The following is a 21850-nucleotide window of genomic DNA, read 5'->3' on the forward strand; positions in this document are numbered from 1 at the left end:
TCCCAGCGCCCGTCAACTGCTGCGGGCGTGAGGATTTGCCATGGAACTGCGCCAGCTGCGCTACTTTGTACGAATTGTTGAACTGGGCTCCATGAGCCGGGCAGCGCTGGATCTGGACATGGTGCAGTCGGCGCTGAGCCAGCAGATCAGCCGCCTGGAGTCGGAACTCTCGACCCGGCTGCTGCAGCGCACACCACGCGGAGTCATCCCCACCGAGGCCGGCCAGGCTTTTTTCCACCAGGCCCAGCTGACCCTGCGCCATGCCCAGCAGGCCATTCACGCAGCCCAGCAGGCCCGGCTGTCGGGTGCCGTCAGCATGGGCCTGTCCCCCACGATTGCGAATGTGCTGGGCCTGCCGCTGATGCGTGCCATGCGCGAGCGCTACCCCGAGGTGCGTCTGCACATGGTGTCAGCCCTCTCGGGGCATCTGACGAGTCTTCTCAACGCCAGACAGCTGGATCTGGCCATCCTTTTCGATACTCAGAGCGCCAGGCGATGGAGCGTGATGCCTCTGCTGGAAGAGCAACTGTTTCTGATTCAGTCGCGCCAGCAACCGGTGGCGCCGCAGATTCAGCATGAAGTGCCCATCAGCCTGGTGCAGCTGCAGCAAGTGCCGCTAATCCTGCCCTCGGGCAGCCACGGCCTGCGCAGCTCCATCATGGCCTCGTTCACCAGTGCCGGTTTCCAGTCGCAGATGGCCATGGAGATCGACTCGCTGACCCTGCTGATGGAAGCGGTCGATGCCGGCATGGGCGCCACGGTCCAGCCCTGGTCCGCCGTTGGCATGTACCGTGATGCAGCCGAGCGTTTTCAGTGGTCCCAGATCGCCGATGACTCGGTGCGGCGCAAGGCCGCGCTGTGCAGCCTGTCCGACGACGAGCTCTCGCCAGCAGCTCTTGCCGCCCGCGTAGTGCTGATGGATTGCGCACGCCAGCTGGTGCAGTCCGGAGTCTGGCGCGGCGCCTCCCTGACGGATTGAGCGCGCTCTCCAACAGCCGGCATGCGACGGGGCAGCCGGAAATCAGAATCCGGGCCCTGACAGCGCTTACGTAATTTCCACAGCAACTTTGTTGCCATGTGAAGCTCATACCTCATGGCAAACCTAGATCTTCATTACAACATTGCTGTTGCGCCCCCTGGGCAGCATCTCGACATCCATCTTGCACCACGCCGACGGCGCCAGCCTACAGCGGGTGCGAGTGCGCTTTTTTAATATGAGCCTTGCCTCGTGCTGGATGTGAAGTGCGCTTCAGGACAGCCAGCCAAAACCAAGGTTCATTTATGACATCTCTCGATATTCAGTTGCTGCTGACCGCCCTGGTCAGCGTGCTGGTGCTGGTCGCCTTGATCGTTTCACGCATCAAGCTGCACCCGCTGCTGGCCCTGCTCATCGTCTCGGTCGGCGTCGGCTTTGCCACCGGCATGGATCCGGAAACCATCGTCAAGCAGCTGACCAACGGCGCGGGCAAAACGCTGGGCGCCGTGGGCGTCGTGATCGCGCTGGGCGCCATGCTGGGCAAGATCCTGGCCGATGCAGGCATCACCGAGCAGATCGCCGAAGCCATTCTCAGGCACTCCTCCGATCGCATGATCCCCTGGGCCATGACCCTGGTGGCCTTCATCGTCGGCATCCCCATGTTCTTCGAGGTCGGCCTGGTGGTCATGCTGCCGCTGATCTTCAGCGTGGCGCGCAAGCTGGAAAGCCAGGCCCGTTTCAAGGGCTCGGCCTATGTCTACGTCGGCGTGCCCGTGATCTCGGCACTGGCGGCCATGCACGGCATGGTTCCGCCCCATCCCGGCCCACTGACCGCCATCGCCACCCTCAAGACCACGGTCGGCCCGACCATGCTGTACGGCTTTCTGGCCGCCATTCCGGCCATGGTTCTCGGCGGCCCGCTGTATGGCGCCTTCATCGCCCCGCGCATGAGCACCAAGCCCGACCAGGCCTTGCTGGACCAGTTCACCATCACCGAGAAAGCCACTGCCGACCAGCAGCCCAGCATCGCCCTGGGCGTGCTGGCGGCCCTGCTGCCCGCCATTCTGATGCTGATCCACGCTGTTGCCGAGATGCTGCTGCCCAAGGATGCGGCAGCCATGCATGTGGCCAGCTTTCTGGGCAATCCCCTGATCGCCATGCTGCTGGGCGTGCTGTTCGCCATCGTGGCCCTGGTGATGGCCCGTGGCGGCGATACCGAAAAGCTGCGCGACGCGCTGGGCAAGAGCCTCAAGCCGATTGCCTCCATCATCATGATCATTGCCGGTGGCGGCGCCTTCCAGCAGATGCTGACCAGCGCCAAGGTCGGTGATGCCATCGTCCATCTGACCCAGCAGTTCGCCTTCCCGCCGCTGATCCTGGGCTGGCTGATCGCCATGCTGCTGTCCGTCTCCACCGGCTCGGCCACCGTGGGCATCGTGGGCGCTGCCGGCCTGCTGGCGCCGCTGGCGGGGGCCGACCCCAGCCTGAACCTGCCTCTGCTGGCCCTGTCCATCGGCTGCGGCTCGCTGTTCTTCAACTATGCCAACCATGCCGGTTTCTGGATGGTCAAGGAGTCCTTCGGCATGACCATGGGCGAAGCCACCAAGACCATCTCGGTCGTGCAGTCCATCGTGGCCGTGGTGGGCCTGATCATGGTGCTGCTCTTCAACGCGCTCGTCACCGTGCATTGAAGCCGGCCGTCTAGGCCACACCGGGGCTGCAGCGCAGCGGCCCTGGCGCCTTCCTCCGGGGCTGCAAGCCGTGACACAAGGCCGCATCACGCCGCCTTCGGCCTGCGGCAGAACCAATCCATCACGATTGGTGATACCCCCATCCCCTAGCCCCGCTGCACGGGTGAGGCGGTGCTCACTACAGTGACGTTCAACTCCAATCTAACCCTGTCAACCGCGCTCCGGCAGCGGAAATGACAGAGGACATTTCCCCACGTTGAACCGCTGCAGGCACCGCCCGTGGCAGCCCATCATGAAAACTGAAGCCTTTGACACCGATGTACTCGTCATCGGTGGTGGCAATGCCGCCCTGTGCGCCGCGCTGATGGCGCGCGAAGCAGGTGCCCGCGTGCTGCTGCTTGAATCTGCACCGCGCGAATGGCGTGGCGGCAACTCCGGCCACACCCGCAATCTGCGCTGCATGCACGACGCTCCCCAGGACGTGCTGGTCGAGGCCTATCCCGAAGAAGAGTACTGGCAGGACTTGCTCAAGGTCACGGGCGGCATCACCAACGAGCATCTGGCGCGCATGGTGATCCGGGCCTCCTCGACCTGCCGCAACTGGATGCGCAGGCATGGCGTGCACTTCCAGCCGCCGCTGTCGGGCGCGCTGCATGTGGCGCGCACCAATGCCTTCTTCATGGGCGGCGGCAAGGCGCTGGTGAATGCCTATTTCCGCAGCGCCGAAAAGCTGGGCGTGGAAATCCGCTACGAGTCGCCCGTGGACAAGCTCGAAATCGAGAACGGCCGGTTCCAGGCCGCATGGGTCAAAACCAAGGATGGGCGCCAGCGCATCACGGCCAAAAGCTGCGTGCTGGCGGCGGGCGGCTTCGAGTCCAACCGCGAATGGCTGCGTGAGGCCTGGGGCCAGAACGAGCGCGGCGAATGGCCAGCTGACAACTTCATCATCCGCGGCACGGCCTTCAACCAGGGCGTGCTGCTCAAGCATATGCTGCAAGAGCAGCAGGCCGACGGCCTGGGCGATCCCACCCAAGCTCACATGGTGGCCATCGATGCCCGCGCTCCGCTGTACGACGGCGGCATCTGCACGCGCATCGACTGCGTCTCGCTGGGCGTGGTGGTGAACCGCGATGCCCAGCGCTTCTATGACGAGGGCGAGGACTTCTGGCCCAAGCGCTATGCGATCTGGGGCCGTCTGGTAGCCCAGCAGCCCGGCCAGACGGCCTACTCCATCATCGACAGCAAGGCCATAGGCCGCTTCATGCCGCCGGTGTTCCCCGGCGTGAAGGCCGACTCCCTGCCCGAGCTGGCACAGAAGCTGGGTCTGGACGTGGACACCTTCATGACCACGCTCGACGCCTACAACAGCAGCTGCAAGGTCGGCCATTTCGACCATACCGCGCTGGACGACTGCCACACCGAAGGCCTGGCTCCGGCCAAGACGCACTGGGCGCGCCCGCTCGACACCGGCCCCTACTACGGCTATGCGCTGCGCCCCGGCGTGACCTTCACCTATCTGGGCCTGAAGGTGGACGACACCTCCGCCGTGCGCTTCAAGGACCAGCCCAGCCAGAACCTGTTCGTGGCCGGCGAGATGATGGCCGGCAATGTGCTGGGCAAGGGCTACACGGCCGGTGTGGGCATGTCGATCGGCACAGCCTTTGGCCGCATTGCCGGGCGCAATGCCGCGCTGGCGGCTGCTGGCAAACCCGCTATCCATGGCGCCGTAAAGGACTGAAATGAAACACCCCCTGAGCGGCTTCGCCGCTTCCCCCTCCCTCTTTGGGAGGGGGACAACGCCCTCGCTGCGGGGCGGCCCTTGCTCGGCGTCTCTGACTTGGAGCACGCCAGTTTCAAGTGATGCGAATCACGGTCAACATCATTGATACTGACATGCAAACCCTGAAATCCCTGCAAGAACTGGGCAAGGAAGCCCAGACCCTGGCCACCGGTAAGGTGATTCCCATCCTCCCCGCCCCAACGGAAACCGCTGCCGAGGACGAGGTGGCGCGCGTGATGCAGATCTGCAATGCCTGCCGCTATTGCGAAGGTTTCTGCGCCGTGTTCCCGGCCATGACGCGCCGTCTGGAGTTCGGCAAGGCCGATGTGCATTACCTGGCCAATCTCTGCCACAACTGCGGCGCCTGCCTGCACGCCTGCCAGTACGCACCGCCGCACGAATTCGGCATCAACATTCCCAAGGCCATGGCCGAAGTGCGCGGCCAGACCTATGCCGACTATGCCTGGCCGCCCGCCATGGGCAAGCTGTACCAGAAGAACGGTCTGACCCTGTCCCTGGCACTGGTGGCCGGCCTCTTCCTGTTCCTGGCGCTGGCCGTGGCCGCGCAAGGCGGTGTTGGCCAGCTGTGGAACGGCAATCTGGGCAACAACTTCTACAACCTGTTCCCGCACAATCTGCTGGTCGGCATTTTTGCGCCGGTGTTCCTGTTCGTGGTGTTTGCGCTGTCCATGGGCGTGCGCCGCTTCTGGAAGGATGTGAAGCCCGCCACCAGCAATGTGGATGTCAGCGGCCCCGCCGCTGCCGAAGCCACACACGACGTGCTGCGCCTGAAATACCTGGACGGCGGCCATGGCGACGGCTGCCACAACGAGGACGACGAGTACACCTTGAAGCGTCGCCGCTTCCACCACCTGACCTTCTACGGCTTCATGCTGTGCTTTGCAGCCACTGGTCTGGCCACGGTCTATCACTATGTCTTCGATCTGCCCGCTCCCTACGAGCTGCCCAGCCTGCCCAAGATTCTGGGCGCCCTGGGCGGCGTGAGCCTGATGATCGGCACGGCCGGCCTCTGGATGCTGAATCGCGCGCGCCATCCGCTGCATGGCGACGCCAAGCAAAAGCCCATGGACCTCGGCTTCATCGCCCTGCTGTTCCTGGTGGCCGCAAGCGGCCTCGCGCTATGGCTGGGCCGCGCCACGCCGGCGCTGGCACTGCTGCTGTGCCTGCACCTGGGCGCCGTGATTGCGCTGTTTGCCACCCTGCCCTACGGCAAGTTTGCCCACGGCGTGTTCCGCACGACTGCCCTGCTGCGCCACAACACCGAAAAGCGCGAACCCAGCCCCATCGGTCTGGGTGCCGACTGAAGGTCTGAAAAAACCACGGGCCGGCATGGCTTCTCATGCCGGTCACTTCAAAAAATCAGCCGGAATACCGGCATTCCTTTCCGACCAAGGAGACATCCCATGATGAACAAACGCCATTTCCTGCGCGCCACGGCCGTGGCCGCCTCTCTGCTGAGCCTGGGCTCGGCGGCACAGGCCGCTCCCGACTGGCTGCCCAACAAGCCCGTGACCCTGGTCGTGGGCTTTGCCGCAGGCGGCGCCGCCGACGCGGCGGCGCGCATGATTGCCAAGAAGCTGGGCGAAAACATCGGCCAGACCGTGGTGGTGGACAACAAGGGCGGCGCGGGCGGCAATATCGCCCACCAGTTCGTGGCCAAGGCGCCGACCGACGGCTCGGTGCTGCTGTTCGGCTCCATCGGCCCGCTGACGATTGCCCCCCACATCATGAAGGTGGGCTACAACCCCTTCACCGATCTGGCGCCCATCTCTGGCGGCGTGAACTTCCCCAATGTGCTGGTGGTGCACAGGGGCGCCGGCGTGAAGAACCTGGCCGAGTTCGTGGCCAAGGCCAAGAAGAACCCCGGCAGCGTGGACTATGCCTCCACCGGCGCGGGCTCGGCCTCGCACCTGGCGGGCGAGCTGTTCAACCAGCGCGCTGGCGTGGAGATGGTTCACGTGCCCTACAAGGGCGGCGCGCCAGCCCTGCAGGATCTGCTGGGCGAGCGCGTCACCTCCTACTTCGCCGCGCCCCCGACAGCCCTGCCGCATATCGAGACCGGCAAGCTGATTCCGCTGGCCACCACCGGGCTGACGCGCCCCGCCTACATGCCCAATATTCCCACCGTGGCCGAAGCGGGCTTCCCCGGCTTCGAGGCGCTGAACTGGTATGCCTTCGTCGCCCCCGGCAAGACCCCCACGCCCGTGCTGGACCGCTGGAACCTGGAGATCGTCAAGGTGCTCAAGGACCCCGGCGTGGCCGAGGCGCTCAAGGTCCACGGCCTGACGCCCCAGCCCACGACGCGGGCCGAGTTCGCGGCCTTCATGAAGAAGGAATACGAGCAATGGGGCAAGGTGGTCAAGGAACGCAAGATCACCCAGAACTGAGAGCGTGTTCACGATCTGAGAACACAAACCCGCTCGCGCCGATGGCATAACGCATGAATTGGGCGCAATCCAAGTCAGGGCGGCGACGGCCGCGCCGCTCCCGCAGCGAGAGAGGCGCCGTGCCACGGGCGCCGTGCAACGGGGAAGCCGTACAGCCGCTCAGACTGTGATGGGCTTTTTCTCCACGGGAGCCGCAAAGCCCACGCACAGACGGTTCCAGACATTGATGCAGCCGATGGCGTAGCTAAGCTCCACGATCTCACGCTCGCTGAAGTAGGGGCGCAGGGCCTCGAAGTCCTGCTGCCCGGGATGGGCCTGGCTCAGCTGCGTGCAGCGCTCGGCCCAATTCAACGCGGCGCGCTCGCGCATCTCGAAGAAGTCCACCTCGCGCCAGACCACCACGCTGTTGATGCGCTGCAGATCCTCGCCGCGCGACAGCAGCTCACGCACATGCATGTCCACGCAGAAGGCGCAGCCGTTGATCTGCGAGACGCGCAGATAGACCAGCTCCAGCAGCTGCACACCGAGGCTGGAGCGCGCGATCTGGGCGTTGAGGCCGGCCTGAGCCTTGTAGAGCTCGGGAGCCAGCGCACGGAAGTCCAGGCGCGGCGTGGGGATGGCAATAGGGCTGGCGGTGGGGTTGGCGATGTCGGCCATGTGAATACTCCTTGAGGGACATTGCAGGCCCACCCCTGCGGCCGGCCCATACCTCTTAGACGCGGCAGCGCTGCGGTTTGTGACAGGCCTCGTCATACATCGCCTGGCCATCAATAAACATAGCTGCTATCTCTCTGCATGAAACAAACTCAGCAATAAAACAATCTGAATCTGTTAATTTACTGACGGTAGAAGCTATTGTTTTCTTCGCCTTCTGCGACAGGCCCAGCCCCTCAGGCAGCCGGCGCCAGCACGCGGGTCAGCTTGTCCGGATTGCGCAGCGTGTAGATGCGCCGGATCAGTCCGTCCTCGACCAGCAGCGTCTGCACCGACTCCACCTGGCCGTCCACGCATCGCACCAGACCCGGCAGGCCGTTGACCCGCGCCAGATGCAGGGTCTGCTCCTGCCCGTCGCGGCGCAGGCGCCGGGCCGTGGCGAAGTACAGCAGCGCCAGGCGGCGCCCGGTCTCCAGCACTCGGCCAAAGGATGCCACCTTGCCGCCACCGTCGCTGATCAGCGCGGCATCGGGCGCGAAGAGCGCCTGGATCTGCGCCAGATCGCCGCCCCGCGCAGCCTGGGCAAAGCGACGCAACAGCTCGGCATGGGCTTGTGCGGGTGCCTCGAAGCGCGGCCGTCCGGCCTTCACATGGGCACGCGCACGGTGCACCAGCTGGCGGCAGGCGGCCTCGCTGCGGCCCAGCGCCTGGGCCACTTCGGCGTAGTCGGCATCGAAGACCTCACGCAGCAAAAAGGCCGCGCGCTCCTCGGGCGTCAGCTGCTCCAGCACGAACAGCAGCGCCGTGGAAACATCATGGGCCTGCTCCAGCAGCTCCTCGGCAGAGGGAGCGGCCTCGGTCCAGGGCTGGACCAGCGGCTCGGGCAGCCAGAAACCCGCATAGTGCTCGCGCTCCACGCGCAGGCGTCGCAGCCGGTCTATGGCCAGCCGCGTGGCCGTGGTCACCAGCCAGGCCTCGGGCTGGGCAATGGAGGTGCGCTCGCTGTCCTGCCAGCGCAGCCAGACATCCTGCACCAGATCCTCGGCCTCGGCGCGCTGGCCCAGCATGCGATAGGCCAGCCCGAACAGGCGCGGACGATGGCGCTCGAAATCCTGCAGTCCCGCATCGGCGGGCGGCGCAGTGTGGGAATTGGGGCTCACGTGATGTCTCCTGCAAATAGGCCGGGCCAGCCACCCAGTGTGACAGGCACCAAGCCTTAGACGCAGAACGCACAGCTTTTGTGACAACGCAGCCAAAAAAAGGCGCGCCCCAAACCTGGGACGGCAAGCAAGGGCCTCGCCGGCCGCGCCGCCCCGCAGCAAGGCCGTCGTCCCCCTCAGGGGGAAGCTGCGCAGCAGCTCAGGGGGGATCAATACCCCACCGCGCACCCGTCCTTGCGCGGATCGGAACCCGCGATGTAGTGCTCGCCATCGCGCAGCACCAGTTGCGCGCCGCCGAAAGCGAACACGCCATGGCCGGCCTCGATGCTGACCTCATGGCCGCGTGCGCGCAACTGCTCAACCACGGTGGCATCGAAGGACGGCTCCACGGCCACGCCCTTGCCGCCGGTCACGCGCCAGCGCGGCGCATCGGCCGCAGCCTGCGGGTTCTGGCCGTAGCGCAGCACGCGCAGGGCCATCTGCAGATGGCCCTGGCTCTGCATCGGGCCGCCCATGACGCCGAACGCCATTTGCGGCCTGCCGTCGGCATGCATGGCAAAGGCCGGAATGATGGTGTGCGAGGGACGCTTGCGCGGACCGACCTGGTTGGCATGACCGGCCTCGGTGGTAAAGCCGTGGCCGCGGTTCTGCAGGCTGATGCCCGTGCCCGGCACGACCACGCCCGAGCCGAAGCCCATGTAGTTGGACTGGATGAAGGAGACCATCATGCCGCTGGCATCGGCCGCCGCCAGGTAGACCGTGCCGCCGGGCCGGGGCGCGCCGCAGCGAGGGTCGCTGGCCTTTTCGCGATCGATCAGCTGCGCGCGTTCGCGCAGGTAGTCGCGGTCCAGCAGCTGCGCTGGGGTGACCCGCATATGGTCAAGGTCGGCGTTGTACTGGTGCAGGTCGGCAAAGGCCAGCTTCATGGCCTCGATCTGCAGGTGCACGCTGTCCACGCCGTCCAGCGGCTGCGATCCGATCGGATCGCCACCCGCACCCAGCTCGTCGAGCATGCCCAGCGCCATCAGCGCCGCAATGCCCTGGCCGTTGGGCGGGATCTCGTGGATCACCGAGTCACCGAACTTCTGCGACACCGTTCCCACCCAGTCGGCCTGGTGCGCGGCCAGGTCTTCCTCGCTCATCACGCCGCCGCAGGCCCGCGAATGCTCGACCATCTTCCTGGCCAGCGCGCCGCGGTAGAAGGACTCGCCCAGGGTCTCGGCAATCTCTTCCAGCGTGCGCGCATGGGCTTCGCTCCTGAACACTTCACCGGCCCGGGGAGCGCGGCCACCGGGCAGAAAGCACTCGGCAAAGCCGGGCTGGTCGCCCAGTTTCTTGCCGCCCAGCTCCCACAGCGTGGCAATCGTGGGCGAGACCGGGAAACCGTTGCGTGCATAGTCGATGGCGGGCTGGGCCAGCTGCGCGAAGGGCAGCTTGCCGAAGCGCTTGGACAGCGCCACCCAGGCCGACACGGCGCCGGGCACGGTCACGGCATTCCAGCCTTTTTCCGGAATGCCGCCGAGCTGGGCAAAGTAGTCGGGCGTCCAGCCCGCAGGCGAGCGGCCCGAGGCGTTGAGGCCGTGCAGCTCCTTGCCGTCCCAGACGATGGCAAAGCCGTCGCTGCCAATGCCGCAGCCCGTGGGCTCGACCACGGTCAGCGTCATCGCCGCGGCCAGTGCCGCATCCACGGCGTTGCCGCCAGCCAGCAGCATGGAGAGGCCGGCCTGCGCGGCCAGCGGCTGCGAAGTGCTGACCACATTGCGCCCCAGCACCGGCGAGCGGTGCGAGGCATAGGGAAGTGTCCAGTCCTTGATGAGGTTGGTCATATCTAAGTCCGATCAGTGATTCATGGGCGCCGCGCTTAACGCTTAAAACTGGCGCGCCCCAGGCCAGAGGCATCGAGCAAGAGCCGCCTCACGGCGGGAGGCGCCTAGCCGGGGGCGCCGAGCCGGGGGCGCCGAGCCGGGGGCGCCGAGCCGGGGGCGCCGAGCCGGGGGCGCCGAGCCGAGGATGCCGTCCCCCCCGGCGCAGCCGCACAGGGGGTTGCATATGTCATTCCAAAGTAATGTGGTTGTCCCTGATGACCTTGGCCCAGCGCGCGCTGTCGGCCTGCACCATGGCTGCGAACTGCGCGGGCGTCTGCGGCTTGGCGGGCTCCACGCCCTGCTTGGCCAGGCTGGCGATCACCTCGGGATTCTGGATGGCGCGGTTGAAGGCCTGGTTGATCCTGCCTACCAGCTCGGGCTTCATGCCGGCCGGGCCGTAAAGACCGAACCAGGTGACCGAGGAATAGCCGGGCAGGCCCGATTCGGCCACCGTGGGCAGATTGGGGGCCAGCGTGCTGCGCCTGTCGCCGGTCACGGCCAGGGCACGCAAGCGGCCGCTGGCCACATGGGGCATGCCCGTGGGGATGGAATCGAACAGCAGATGCACCTGGCCTGCCGCCAGATCGGTGATCGACTGCGCCGTGCCCTTGTAGGGCACATGGGCGAGCTGTATGCCGGCCTGCGCGGCAAAGGCGGCGGTGTTCAGGTGCACGATGGTGCCATTGCCGCTGGTGGCGTAGTTGAGCTTGCCGGGATTGGCCCTGGCATAGGCAATCAGCTCCTGCACGCTCTTGACCGGCAGCGAGGGCGTGACCAGCAGTACGCTGGCCGCATCCGCCGTATGCGCAATGGGACTGAAGTCCTTGTCCGCCTTGTAGGCCAGCCTGGGCATCAGATGCGGCGAAATCGCATGTGTGCTGCTGGTGGTGAACAGCAGGGTGTAGCCGTCGGCCGCCGCCTTGGCGGCCTCGGCCGTGCCTATGGTGCCGCCGGCGCCGGGCCGGTTGTCTATGACCAGCTGCTGGCCCAGCTCCTGCGATACGCGCTGCGCGATCACGCGTGCCACCAGATCGGTGGCGCCGCTGGCCGGAAACGGCACGATCACGCGCACCGGTCGGCCGGGCCAGGCGGCCTCGTCCTGGGCCAGGGCCGGAAAGGCCAGCAAACCACCGGCCACGGCCGCAGCGGCCTGAAGCCACTGGCGGCGCGTCGTTGAAACAGTAAACCGTGCCCGCATGGCAACTCCCACAGAAATGGAGGGCTGGCCGCTGCCTGGCGACCACCGAACGGGAGATCTTAGAAAACCGGGGCATTTGCCGCTATCGGCAAATTTGCAAGCCGTCGTTGCCAAAACAGCAAACCGGGCACAATGGCGCTTTGCCGCCACCGCCTGCCATGCCCGAGTCCCGCCATTTGCTGCTGCAAGACACCGCGCTGCGCTACTTCCACGAAGTCGCGCAATGCGGATCGCTGAGCGAGGCTTCGGCAAGACTGCATGTGGCAGCCTCGGCCATCAGCCGCCAGATTGCGGCATTGGAGGAGCGGCTGGGCACGCCGCTGTTCGAGCGCCGCCCGCGCGGCATGGTGCTCAACGCCGCCGGCGAGATCCTCGCCGATCATGCACGCCGAGCAGGGCTGGACGCCGAGCGCGCGCTCGACGAGATCAAGGCCTTGCAGGGCCTGCGCAGCGGCAAGGTGCGCATCGCCAGCTCCGATGCCTTCGCCAGTGAATTCCTGCCGCGCCTGTGCGCGGCCTTCCAGCGCGAGCACGGCGGCATCGTCTTCGAAGTGACGGTGCTTCCCACGCACGAGGTTTCCGGTGCCGTGCGTACCGGCACGGCCGACATAGGCCTGTGTTTCAGCCGGGCCCCCGAGCCCGGCATCGCCGTCGCCTGCCGCGTAGCCGCGCCCGTGCTGGCGCTGGTGGCATCCGGCCATGAACTGGCGCAGGAGCGCAGCGTGGCACTGGCAAGGCTGGTGCGCTATCCGCTGGCATTGACGCCACCCAGCACGGCCGTGCGCCAGTTGCTGGATGCAGCCTGCAGCCGCCAGGGACTGATGCTGGCGCCGGCCCTGGAGAGCAATCACGGCAAGACGCTGCTGAACTTTGCGGCCCAGGGCGCAGCGGTCGCCGTGGCCAGCGAAATCGCCGCCCGCGACATGGTGGCCACAGGCGCGCTCGTGGCCGTGGCACTCAGCGACCGCGGCATGGATTTGCGCGATATCGAGGTTCAGACCCTGGCCGGCCGCACGCTGCCGCATGCGGCGCAGTCCTTTCTGGAGCTGCTGCAACTGCGCCTGCCCGCAGCCTGGTGATACGGCAGCCGCTCGCGCCGACTCAATCCGCTTTGGGGCGCAGCACCAGCCATAGCGACAGCGCAATCAGCCCGCCACCCATGGCATGAGCGATGGTCAAGGACTCATCGAGCAGGGCCCAGCCCCAGAGCACGGCAAACACGGGCACGATAAAGGTCACGGTCAGCGCCTTTTGCGGGCCTTCATCGGCAATCAGCCGGAAATACAGCACATAGGCCAGAGCCGTGCTCAGCAAGCCCAGCAGCGCCACATTGCCCCATGCCAGCAGCGGAGCGGCCTGCAGCCTGGTCAGCATGCCGGGCTCCAGCGCCATGTCGATGAGCAGCGCCGGCGTCAGCACCATCAGCGCACCGAGCTGGCTGATGAAAACGGCAGCGCGCGTGTCCACGCACGCATTGGCACCGGCCAGCCTGAGCGTCAGATAGCTGGAAAACGCATAGCAGACCGTGGCCACAAAACAGGCCGCCATGCCTCCCAGCACGGCACTGCCGAGATCCAGCGGCCCGGCCTGGGCCAGCACCGCCACACCGCCAATCCCCAGCAGCACCGCCACCACACGCGCGGGCGTGATCGCCTCGGCAAACACCAGCGCTCCCACCACGGTAGCAACCAGAGGCGTGGTGGCATTGAAGATGGCGCTATAGCCCGATGGCAGCACCTGGGCCGCCAGCGCGTACATGAGAAAGGGGATGCCGGAATTGATGACACCCAGCCCCAGCAAGGGCCAAAGATAGCGTCCTGGCCTGGGCCGGTAGCCCATGGCAAACAACGCCGCGCCAAGGCCCAGCGCCGAAAACAGGCCGCGTCCCACGGCCGTGGGCACGGCCCCCAGATGGGGTACGGCCACGCGCATGAATAAAAAACTGCCGCCCCAGAGGGCGGCCAGTGTCATGAGTCGAATCAGGCTGGCTACAGACATACAGGGCATTGTGCACAGCCCCGGCCTGCACGCCTGTCACAACTGCCGAATGCCAATATCAGTGAATCTGCACCAGCACATCGTCCAGCGTCGCACCGGCCTCTTCGGGCACCGGGCGCGTCAGCTGCGGCACCTTGTAGATGCTGGCATCGGCATGAATCAGGCCTATGTCATAGCGCTGGCCGGCCAGATAATCGCCCACCGACTCCAGCACGATGGGGCTGCGATGCAGATGCTCGGTGGCCTTGAGCTCATCGAGCGAGAGCCAGACGCTGCGCACGATGCCGTCGTCCAGATGACGCTGGGCATGGTGCATGCCCAGATCGCCCGTGAAGGCGAAGCGCAGATAGGTGATGTCCGAGCCCGTGCGCGTGCGCACAAAGCGGTTCATGTAGATGCCGACCAGAGCCGTGGGCGTGAAGCTGTAGGCCGTCTCTTCCATGACTTCGCGCACACAGGCATCGACAGGGCTTTCGGAAGGGTCGAGATGACCGGCCGGCGTGTTCAGACGCAGTCCATCCGCCGTTTGTTCTTCCACCAGCAAAAAACGGCCATCGCGTTCGATGATGGCCGAGACAGTCACATTGGGTTTCCAGCGATTGGGCATGGCCGGCATTATCCTTGTCCCAACCCGACGATGTGTCAGATAAATCCCACCATATAGAGCGCTCCTTCGCCGTAACTGGCCAAATGTTGCTGCTGCGCAGCATTTGTCACGGATTCGACCACATAGCCTTGACGCTCCCAGTAAAGCCGCGAACCCTGCACCGAAACCAGTGCCGTGCGCTGCACGCCGTGCGCTCTGGCCTGCGCCTTCAGGACCTGGACCATGCGCCGCGCCAGGCCCTGGCCGGCTGCAGCCTCGGACACGGCCATATCGTGCAGATAGAGCACGCTGGCGTCGTCATATTCGGCAAAGTCGCCGTTGAGCGGCGTGATGGCTCCGGGGCGCGACCAGTAGGCTGCCAGATAGGCCACCAGCTCCCCGCCCTGCTCTGCCGCCCAGGAACAATGCCCGGCCGTCCGCAAACGGCGCACAAACACCTCGCGCGGCTCGGCAAAGTCCGCACCATAGCAATGCTGCTGTATGCGCATCACGGCATCCACATCGTCCGCTCCCAGCGCGCGCAGCTGGATTGGCATCGACTCCGTCATCAAAAACTCTCAAATCAATAGCTGTCAACGCTTATCAGTCAAAGGCTGACAGCCAATTTCAATCAAAATCCGGCACATAGCTTAGCAAGCCGTTCATCTCGCAGCAGTCTGTAGGCGCTATCGCAATAGTAATGATTCTCAATTGGAAATGCATCGCCATCCTCCCTAACATTCATTCATCGCACAGGGAGAAACAGATGACACGCTTGATCAAGACATTGCGCCAGAACCAGCTCACGCTGACCAAGACCGCCAGCTACTACGTGATACACATCACCGTGGCCGCCTGCGTCGCCTATGCCGTGACCGGCAATCTGATTGCTTCGCTGACGCTGAGCCTGCTCGAGCCCACGGTCCAGGCCTTTGCCTTCTTCTTCCATGAAAAAGTCTGGGAGCGCCGCCTGAAGAAACGCGAGCAGCAAGCGCTTGCCGGACAGGCACTGAGCGCCTGAGAGCCGTCTATGAACACCGACCACCCCACCACTTTTGCGCAATGGCTGCTGCAGTCCCTGGCCATGCTGGGCGACTGTAACGGCCATCTTCGCGATCTGTAGAAATCATGTGTGTAAGCCTTTTGATAAGCCATGAATAAATCTTGAATATCCCAGGCTCTTTGTGAGCTTCTGATCATTCACGCCAGAAAATCATCCGAGCCTGACTCTCCCGCATCAGAAAATACTGTGGATAAGTCATGTTGAAGATGCCAATTCGGACTCGCGCCCATGGGTTTGCGGCTATTTGCCAAACCGGGTCCAAGGCCAACAATGACCGGGAATCCAAGGAGTTCCCATGCAGCTTGCAGACCGCCAGACATCCGCAGACCTCGCGCGCCACGACGAACAATGGCTAAGCGCCCACTGGATGCCGTTCACCGGCAACCGCAACTTCAAGGCCAGGCCCCGCATCATCACGGGCGCACAGGGCGCCTACTACAGCGATGCCGATGGCCGGCGCATTTTCGACGGCCTCTCGGGCCTGTGGTGCTCGGGGCTGGGCCATGGCCGCCGCGAGATCGCCGAGGCCATTGGCAAGGCCGCGCTGCAGCTCGATTACGCTCCCGCCTTCCAGTTCGGCCACCCGGCCTCGTTCGAGCTTGCCAACCGCATCGTGGCACTGATGCCCCAGGGGCTTGAGCATGTGTTCTTCACCGGCTCGGGCTCGGAAGCGGCCGACACCTCGCTGAAGATGGCGCGCGCCTACTGGCGCGCCAGGGGTCAGGGCTCCAAGACACGGCTGATCGGGCGCGAGAAGGGCTATCACGGCGTGAACTTTGGCGGCATCTCGGTGGGCGGCATGGGGGGCAACCGCAAGATGTTCGGCCAAGGGATTGAAGCCGACCATCTGCCGCACACCCAGCCGCCACCCGGTTCGTTCTTCAAGGGCCAGCCCCAGACAGACGGACGCGCCCTGGCAGACCGGCTGCTCGATCTGATCGCCCTGCATGACGCCAGCAATATCGCCGCCGTGATCGTGGAGCCCATGTCGGGCTCGGGCGGCGTGGTGATTCCGCCCACCGGCTATCTGCAGCGTTTGCGCGAGATCTGCACCCAGCACGACATCCTGCTGATCTTCGACGAGGTCATCACGGGCTTTGGCCGCCTCGGAGCGATGACGGCGGCCGAGGCCTTTGGCGTGACGCCGGACATCATGAATATCGCCAAGCAGGTCAGCAACGGCGCCCAGCCATTAGGAGCCTGCGTGGTCACGCCCGCCATCTATGAGCAGTTCATGGCGGCCGGCGGGCCGGAGTACATGCTGGAATTTGCCCACGGCTATACCTATTCGGCCCATCCCGTGGCCTGCGCGGCAGCCATTGCGGCACTGGATCTGCTGCAGCGCGAAGACGGCCCGGGCCGCGTGCGCGCGCTGGCCCCCTTCTTCGAGCAGGCCGTGCACAGCCTCAAGGACGCCAGGCATGTGCTGGACATCCGCAATATCGGCCTGGCGGCGGGCATCACGATTGCATCCCTGCCTGGCGAGCCCGCCAGGCGCCCTTATGAGATCGCCATGAAATGCTGGGAGGCCGGCTTCTATGTGCGCTACGGCGGCGACACGATTCAGCTGGCGCCGCCCTTCATCAGCGAGCAGGCCGAGATCGAGCGGCTGATCAACGCACTCGGCGATGCGCTGCAGGCCACCGATTGAACTACTAAATCAATAGCTTCAATCGCTTTTCCCAAAAGCGATTGAAGCCTTTTTATCCAAGTTCAGGAGAGCTGTGCCGCCAGGGCTTCGAATTCGGCGACAGGCACTTCTTCCGCGCGGCGCTGCAGATCGAACTCGCCGGCAAAGCCCTTGGCTTCCAGCCACTTGCCCAGGGTGTTGCGCAGGATCTTGCGGCGCTGGCTGAAAGCGACCTGCACCAGCTCTTCCAGCAGCTTGGGATCGAGATCCGCAGGCTGCTCGCGCGGAATCATGCGCACCACGGCACTGTCCACCTTGGGAGGCGGATTGAAGCTGCCCGGCGGCACGAACAGTACATCTTCCATGGCGTAGCGCCACTGCAGCATCACCGACAGACGGCCGTAGGCCGAGGTGCCGGCGTCCGCCACCATGCGGTCTATGACCTCTTTTTGCAGCATGAAGTGCTGGTCCTGCACCACATCCACCTGCTCCAGCAGATGAAAAAGAATGGGGCTGGAGATGTTGTAGGGCAGATTGCCGACCACGCGCAGCTTGGCCACGCCCAGTCGCGCAGCCAGCGCACGGAAGTCCACCTTGAGCACATCGGACTCGACCACATCGAGATCGTCGCGCAGACGCAGACGGGCCGCCAGATCCCGGTCCAGCTCGATCACGGTGAGCTTGCCCAGGCGCTCGACCAGGGGCTGGGACAGCGCCATCAGGCCGGGGCCGATCTCGACCATGGGTTCGCCCGCCTTGGGGTCGATGGCCTGGACGATGTTGTCGATGATGGCGCCGTCGGTCAGGAAATTCTGGCCGAAGCGCTTGCGGGGAATATGTTTCATGAATGCGAAAGCGGTGCCTGGGCACCGCTTGGAATGAGGTGGAGCTCCGATGCCCGGTGCGCAATGATGACATTACCGGGCACTTCAAGCGGATTGAATGGGCTTATTGGGGTGGCTCGCGGTATTCCACAAAGGCCTTGCCGCGCAGTTCCTTGAGCCAGGTTTCGTAGTCCTGCTCGGCCTTGCGCTCGCGCACCACGTTGCGAACCATTTCGCGCTGCTCGCGCTCGGTGAGCTTTTCCTGGCGGCGCTCGATCAGCTGAATCAGGTGCACGCCGAAACGCGACACCACGGGGTTGCTGATCTGGCCCGGCTGCAGGTTGTCGAGCACGCGTTCAAACTCGGGCACGAACTGGCCGGGCGAGGACCAGCCCAGATCACCGCCATTGCGCGCGCTGCCGTCCTTGGAGAACTCCTGGGCCAGTTGCTGGAAGGTGGCCTGGCCGGCTTCCACACGACGCTTGTAGTCCTCCAGACGCTTGGCCGCCTGCGCTTCGGTCATGCCATCGCCTACGGTCAGCAGAATATGGCGGGCGTGGTTCTGCGTGATGTATACAGGCGCTCCGGCCTGAGATTTTTCCAGCACCTTGAGCACGTGGAAACCTGCGCCCGAACGAAACGGACCGACGATGGCACCGACAGCCGAATTGCCCACCTGCTGAGAAAACAGCTCGGGGTAATCGCTCATGGGGCGCATGCCCATGGCGCCGCCACCCTGACCGTTGGGGACATCCGAAAACTCCCGCACGGCAGCGATGAAGTCGGGGTTCTTGCGAGCGGCTTCTGCCGCCTGCTTGGCCTTGGCCTCGCGCTCCGCCACCACGGCAGGGCTGGCGTTTTCAGGCACGGTGATCAGGATGTGGCCCAGATTGGCTGCGGCACCCGCAGCCGCATCGCCGGGGCGCTTCTGGTCCTTGAGATAGCGATCGATGTCTGCTTCCCCGACCTTGACGCGACCGTCCACATCACGCTCGCGCACACGCTGCATCAGCATCTGGTTGCGGATCTCCGAACGGAACTGCGCTTCGGAAATCCCTTCGGCCTTCAGGCGCGACACCAGGCCGGCCTTGTCGGTATTGTTCTGGCGCGCCACATTGGCCACGGCCTGATCGACCGTCATGTTGTCAATGTTGATGCCCGTGTCCTTGGCTTCCTGCAGCTGCACGCGCTCGACAATCAGGCGCTCCAGAACCTGGCGGGCCAGCTCGCTCTGGGACGGCAGCTGCCCGCCCTGCTCGGTCACATTCTGCGCAACGCGCTCCATGCGCGCACGCACTTCGTTATTGGTGATGGGTTCGGAATTGACCACGGCCACGATGTAATCGGCCGAGCGAACACCCTGTGCGGCTACCGGAGCCTGGCGCCCCGAGGGCTGGGCCGTCGCCTCCAATGCGCGCGAGATGGAGGAGTCATTGCCAGCCTTGGCCTTGCTGCCGGGGCTCTTCAGGCCCTGGGCCTGCACACCGGCAGCCATTACAGCCAGTGCCACGGCAACAGCACATGCATTGGATGTCTTGGAGAAAAAACGCATGAAAAAAGCCTTGATTAATCGTAATTGGTAAAGCGGCTGGGCGGAGTCACCGCCTCACGCAAATATTGATAGCGCGGCACATTCTGCTTGAGGCTGGAGGTGGGATCGGCACCAAAACTCAGGCGCGAGAAGCCCACGAACTCCATCTGGAACAGCAGACGCAGATTCGACTGGATGACCGAGCTTTGCAGGCGTTCCAGCACCACACGGCCAATCCAGCAGCAACCGTCGTATTCCAGGCCGACCACGGTATCCACCAGCTTGTTGTCCTTGATGGAGTAGTTGAGGCGGCCCACGGCATACCAGCGGCCACCGCCCTGGCCGCGACCAGCGCCCAGATCCTTGCCCTTGTCGCCCCAGAGGTCGTTGATGGGCCATTGCCAGCCCACGTCCACCAGTTCGCTGGAGGGTTTCTTGGTGACCGTATCCAGCTGCGTGCGGTAACCGATGTTGAAGGTGCGATAGTTGCCCGGGCTGTAACGCGCCGTGGCCGTGGTACGCACCGTGCGGTTCAAGTCCTTGTTGTACTGGGTCGTGCCTTCCAGAGACCACTTGTCGGTCCAGTTGAAAGCCGCGCCCAGCAAGATGTCGGAAAGCTTGCTGGTGGCGGCCACCTCTCCGGGCAGCAGCACGCGCTGGTCGGACAGGCGCACACGCTGGGCCACGGCGAACTTGAGCTTCTCGGCACCGCTTTCGGGGTCGATGAAGCGCGAAGTCGCGCCCAGGGTCACCAGATGGTTGTCGGCAATGCGGTCCTGACCGACATAGTCGTTCTCGGAAAAAATACTCGCGAAGTTGAAGTCGCTGCGCCCCGTGTCATAGAGCGGCAGCATGCTCTGGTCGCGATAAGGCGTATAGGTATAGAAGGCCCGGGGCTCGAAGGTCTGCAGCAGATTCTTGCCGAACCACGAGGTGTCGCGCTCGAAAATCAGGCCGCTGTCCAGGCTGAAGGTGGGCAGAGTGCGGTTGGCGCTCTTGCTGCCGTTGCTCATCAGCTGATCGGTCTGATACATGGCCGTATGCAGCATCAGCTTGGGCGTGATGAAGGCACCGGGCGACAGGAATGGCCGGCTCAGCTGCGCCTGCACATAGCTGCGCTGGCCGTTGTTGCCCACCTGGCCCGTGATGGGGCGAATCAGCTCGAAGCGTGTGGTGTCGGCCACCACTGAGAAATCCAACCCATGCGGCAGGTCCAGCGGCGTGTAGCGGTACTGCAGCTGCGGCACCATGCTGTAGGGCGGCGCAATCGGCGAAGTCACATCCTGCTGCACCTGATAGCGCAGCACATTGAGGCTCAGCACCCCATCGCCCTTGGCCCAGCTCAGATTGGCCGTGCTGGGCAGCAGGCGCTGGCGCAGCGTCACGGGAGACAGACGGAAGTCACGCCAGTAGTCGCCGTCGCTGACGCGGTTCAAATTGAGGTTCAGCCCCAGACCGCCAATCGGCGTGTCAAAGCTTGCGCGATGCTGCCAGGAATAGCCCCAGCGATCCCGGTTGCGCAGATTGTCGCCCGGCATGTAGCTCGCATAGGTCTCGCCCGAGTAGCTGGGCTCCAGATAGCGGAACTGTCCCGTCAGATTCACGCCGCGCTTGGTCATCAGTGTGGGCGTGATGGTCATATCGCGGTTGGGGGCGATATTCCAGTAATAGGGCTGCGAATACTCGATGCCGCCGAGCTTGTCCATGCCAATCATGGGCGGCAACAGGCCCGATTTGCGCTTGTCCGAGAGCGGAAAGCTCATGCGCGGCACGGGCAGGACGGTCACGCCCTTGAACTTCAGGGACGCGCCCTCGGCCACGCCCACCTCTTCGGCCATGTCCAGGTGAATGGTCTTGGCTTCCAGCACCCAGCTCGGCTCCCAGCTGGCCTCGTCATCGCGCTGGCAGGTGGTGTAGGTGGCGTCATGGACCACCGAACGGCTCTTGTCGATGAAATCCACGCGCGAGGACTCGCCATGGCCGCCCGTGGCCAGAAAGCGATAGTTGGCATTGTCGAACTGGCCCTTGAAGGCATCCATCTGCAGATCCAGCGCCGTGCCCTCGTAGACATTGCCGGCCTGGTTGATATGGACCGAGCCCACGGCGTTGATCCTGTCATCCGGAACCGCGTAGTCCAGCTTGTCCGCGCGGATCATGGTGTCGCCGCGGCGCAACTCTGCCTCGCCATGAACCGAGGCCTTGAGATCGGGCTGACCGGACAGGCTGTCACCTTTGATATAGATGGGCTGCTGGTCACGCACTTCCTGAGGATAGCTCTCCTGCAGCGCGCTGCTGGACTTGAGTTCCAGGGCTGGCAGCTCGCCCGCGACGCTGGACGAGGACGATCCGCTCGTTTCGGCCGACTGGGCATAGGCCTGCATGCCAGCCCCCGCCCATGCCAGTGCCACAGCCCATGCCAGAGGACGAATCACCGGCCGAGCAGCTCCCGCACGCGTAGAACGGGCAGGGCAGGCAGGTAGGAAATC

18 protein-coding genes are annotated in these 21850 nt (G+C 64.7%); 8 read left to right on the top strand and 10 right to left on the bottom strand.

Going from position 1 to position 21850, the window contains the following annotated elements; genetic code table 11:
- Positions 1-40: 40 nt before the first annotated feature.
- The 5 genes from FSY45_RS17915 to FSY45_RS17935 all read left to right on the top strand — a co-directional run bounded on the left by FSY45_RS17915 (position 41) and on the right by FSY45_RS17935 (position 6855).
- Complete coding sequence (locus FSY45_RS17915) at positions 41-979, top strand: LysR substrate-binding domain-containing protein (protein WP_046460424.1); 939 nt, start codon at positions 41-43, stop codon at positions 977-979.
- Positions 980-1281: 302 nt separating this feature from the next.
- Positions 1282-2667: a GntP family permease gene (locus FSY45_RS17920; RefSeq protein WP_046460423.1), complete on the top strand. Its 1386-nt coding sequence runs from the start codon at positions 1282-1284 to the stop codon at positions 2665-2667.
- Between the two features lie 292 nt (positions 2668-2959).
- Entirely contained in the window at positions 2960-4405 is a 1446-nt protein-coding gene (gene tcuA, locus FSY45_RS17925; RefSeq protein WP_046460422.1) for an FAD-dependent tricarballylate dehydrogenase TcuA, read from the top strand.
- A 155-nt stretch (positions 4406-4560) separates the two neighbouring features.
- The gene (gene tcuB, locus FSY45_RS17930) at positions 4561-5772 is read left to right on the top strand and encodes a tricarballylate utilization 4Fe-4S protein TcuB (protein ID WP_046460498.1); all 1212 of its coding nucleotides are present in this window, start codon (positions 4561-4563) and stop codon (positions 5770-5772) included.
- Between the two features lie 99 nt (positions 5773-5871).
- Entirely contained in the window at positions 5872-6855 is a 984-nt protein-coding gene (locus FSY45_RS17935) for a tripartite tricarboxylate transporter substrate binding protein (RefSeq protein WP_080944380.1), read from the top strand.
- 159 nt (positions 6856-7014) lie between these two features.
- On the opposite strand, the gene FSY45_RS17940 is transcribed toward FSY45_RS17935, so the two are convergent.
- The 4 genes from FSY45_RS17940 to FSY45_RS17955 form a co-directional block, all read right to left on the bottom strand.
- Positions 7015-7512 (bottom strand): carboxymuconolactone decarboxylase family protein, encoded by a 498-nt coding sequence (locus FSY45_RS17940; RefSeq protein WP_046460421.1) that lies wholly within the window; start codon positions 7510-7512, stop codon positions 7015-7017.
- 233 nt (positions 7513-7745) lie between these two features.
- On the bottom strand, positions 7746-8669 hold the full coding sequence (locus tag FSY45_RS17945; protein WP_046460420.1) for an RNA polymerase sigma-70 factor: 924 nt from the start codon (positions 8667-8669) through the stop codon (positions 7746-7748).
- Positions 8670-8878: 209 nt separating this feature from the next.
- On the bottom strand, positions 8879-10495 hold the full coding sequence (locus tag FSY45_RS17950) for a gamma-glutamyltransferase family protein (RefSeq protein WP_046460419.1): 1617 nt from the start codon (positions 10493-10495) through the stop codon (positions 8879-8881).
- Positions 10496-10721: 226 nt separating this feature from the next.
- A complete protein-coding gene (locus FSY45_RS17955; protein ID WP_046460418.1) occupies positions 10722-11732 on the bottom strand; it encodes a tripartite tricarboxylate transporter substrate binding protein in 1011 nt (336 codons plus the stop codon).
- A 158-nt stretch (positions 11733-11890) separates the two neighbouring features.
- Here FSY45_RS17955 and FSY45_RS17960 point away from each other — a divergent pair, with 158 nt between their 5' ends.
- Positions 11891-12811 carry a LysR family transcriptional regulator gene (locus tag FSY45_RS17960; RefSeq protein ID WP_046460417.1) on the top strand — a complete coding sequence of 307 codons (921 nt, stop codon included), beginning with the start codon at positions 11891-11893 and terminating at the stop codon, positions 12809-12811.
- Positions 12812-12833: 22 nt separating this feature from the next.
- Here the strand turns inward: FSY45_RS17960 and FSY45_RS17965 are convergent, their stop codons facing one another.
- The 3 genes from FSY45_RS17965 to FSY45_RS17975 are packed head-to-tail and all read right to left on the bottom strand — an operon-like array spanning position 12834 to position 14885.
- Positions 12834-13730 carry a DMT family transporter gene (locus tag FSY45_RS17965; protein WP_046460416.1) on the bottom strand — a complete coding sequence of 299 codons (897 nt, stop codon included), beginning with the start codon at positions 13728-13730 and terminating at the stop codon, positions 12834-12836.
- A gap of 58 nt (positions 13731-13788) precedes the next feature.
- Positions 13789-14346 (bottom strand): NUDIX hydrolase, encoded by a 558-nt coding sequence (locus tag FSY45_RS17970; RefSeq protein WP_003066904.1) that lies wholly within the window; start codon positions 14344-14346, stop codon positions 13789-13791.
- 26 nt (positions 14347-14372) lie between these two features.
- Positions 14373-14885, bottom strand: coding sequence for a GNAT family N-acetyltransferase (locus tag FSY45_RS17975; RefSeq protein ID WP_003066901.1), 513 nt, complete (start codon positions 14883-14885; stop codon positions 14373-14375).
- Between the two features lie 197 nt (positions 14886-15082).
- Here FSY45_RS17975 and FSY45_RS17980 point away from each other — a divergent pair, with 197 nt between their 5' ends.
- Together FSY45_RS17980 and FSY45_RS17985 are read left to right on the top strand one after the other, a co-directional pair.
- Positions 15083-15337, top strand: coding sequence for a DUF2061 domain-containing protein (locus FSY45_RS17980; RefSeq protein WP_003066898.1), 255 nt, complete (start codon positions 15083-15085; stop codon positions 15335-15337).
- Between the two features lie 337 nt (positions 15338-15674).
- Positions 15675-17030 (top strand): aspartate aminotransferase family protein, encoded by a 1356-nt coding sequence (locus tag FSY45_RS17985; protein WP_003066892.1) that lies wholly within the window; start codon positions 15675-15677, stop codon positions 17028-17030.
- Positions 17031-17092: 62 nt separating this feature from the next.
- On the opposite strand, the gene rsmA is transcribed toward FSY45_RS17985, so the two are convergent.
- From rsmA to FSY45_RS18000, 3 genes are all read right to left on the bottom strand, one after another.
- The gene (gene rsmA, locus FSY45_RS17990) at positions 17093-17854 is read right to left on the bottom strand and encodes a 16S rRNA (adenine(1518)-N(6)/adenine(1519)-N(6))-dimethyltransferase RsmA (protein WP_003072305.1); all 762 of its coding nucleotides are present in this window, start codon (positions 17852-17854) and stop codon (positions 17093-17095) included.
- 103 nt (positions 17855-17957) lie between these two features.
- A complete protein-coding gene (locus FSY45_RS17995; protein ID WP_012840313.1) occupies positions 17958-19385 on the bottom strand; it encodes a peptidylprolyl isomerase in 1428 nt (475 codons plus the stop codon).
- A gap of 14 nt (positions 19386-19399) precedes the next feature.
- Complete coding sequence (locus FSY45_RS18000; protein ID WP_223305616.1) at positions 19400-21745, bottom strand: LPS-assembly protein LptD; 2346 nt, start codon at positions 21743-21745, stop codon at positions 19400-19402.
- Positions 21746-21850 lie beyond the last annotated feature (105 nt).

Source organism: Comamonas sp. Z1 (assembly GCF_008121555.1).
Lineage (GTDB): Bacteria > Pseudomonadota > Gammaproteobacteria > Burkholderiales > Burkholderiaceae_C > Comamonas > Comamonas thiooxydans.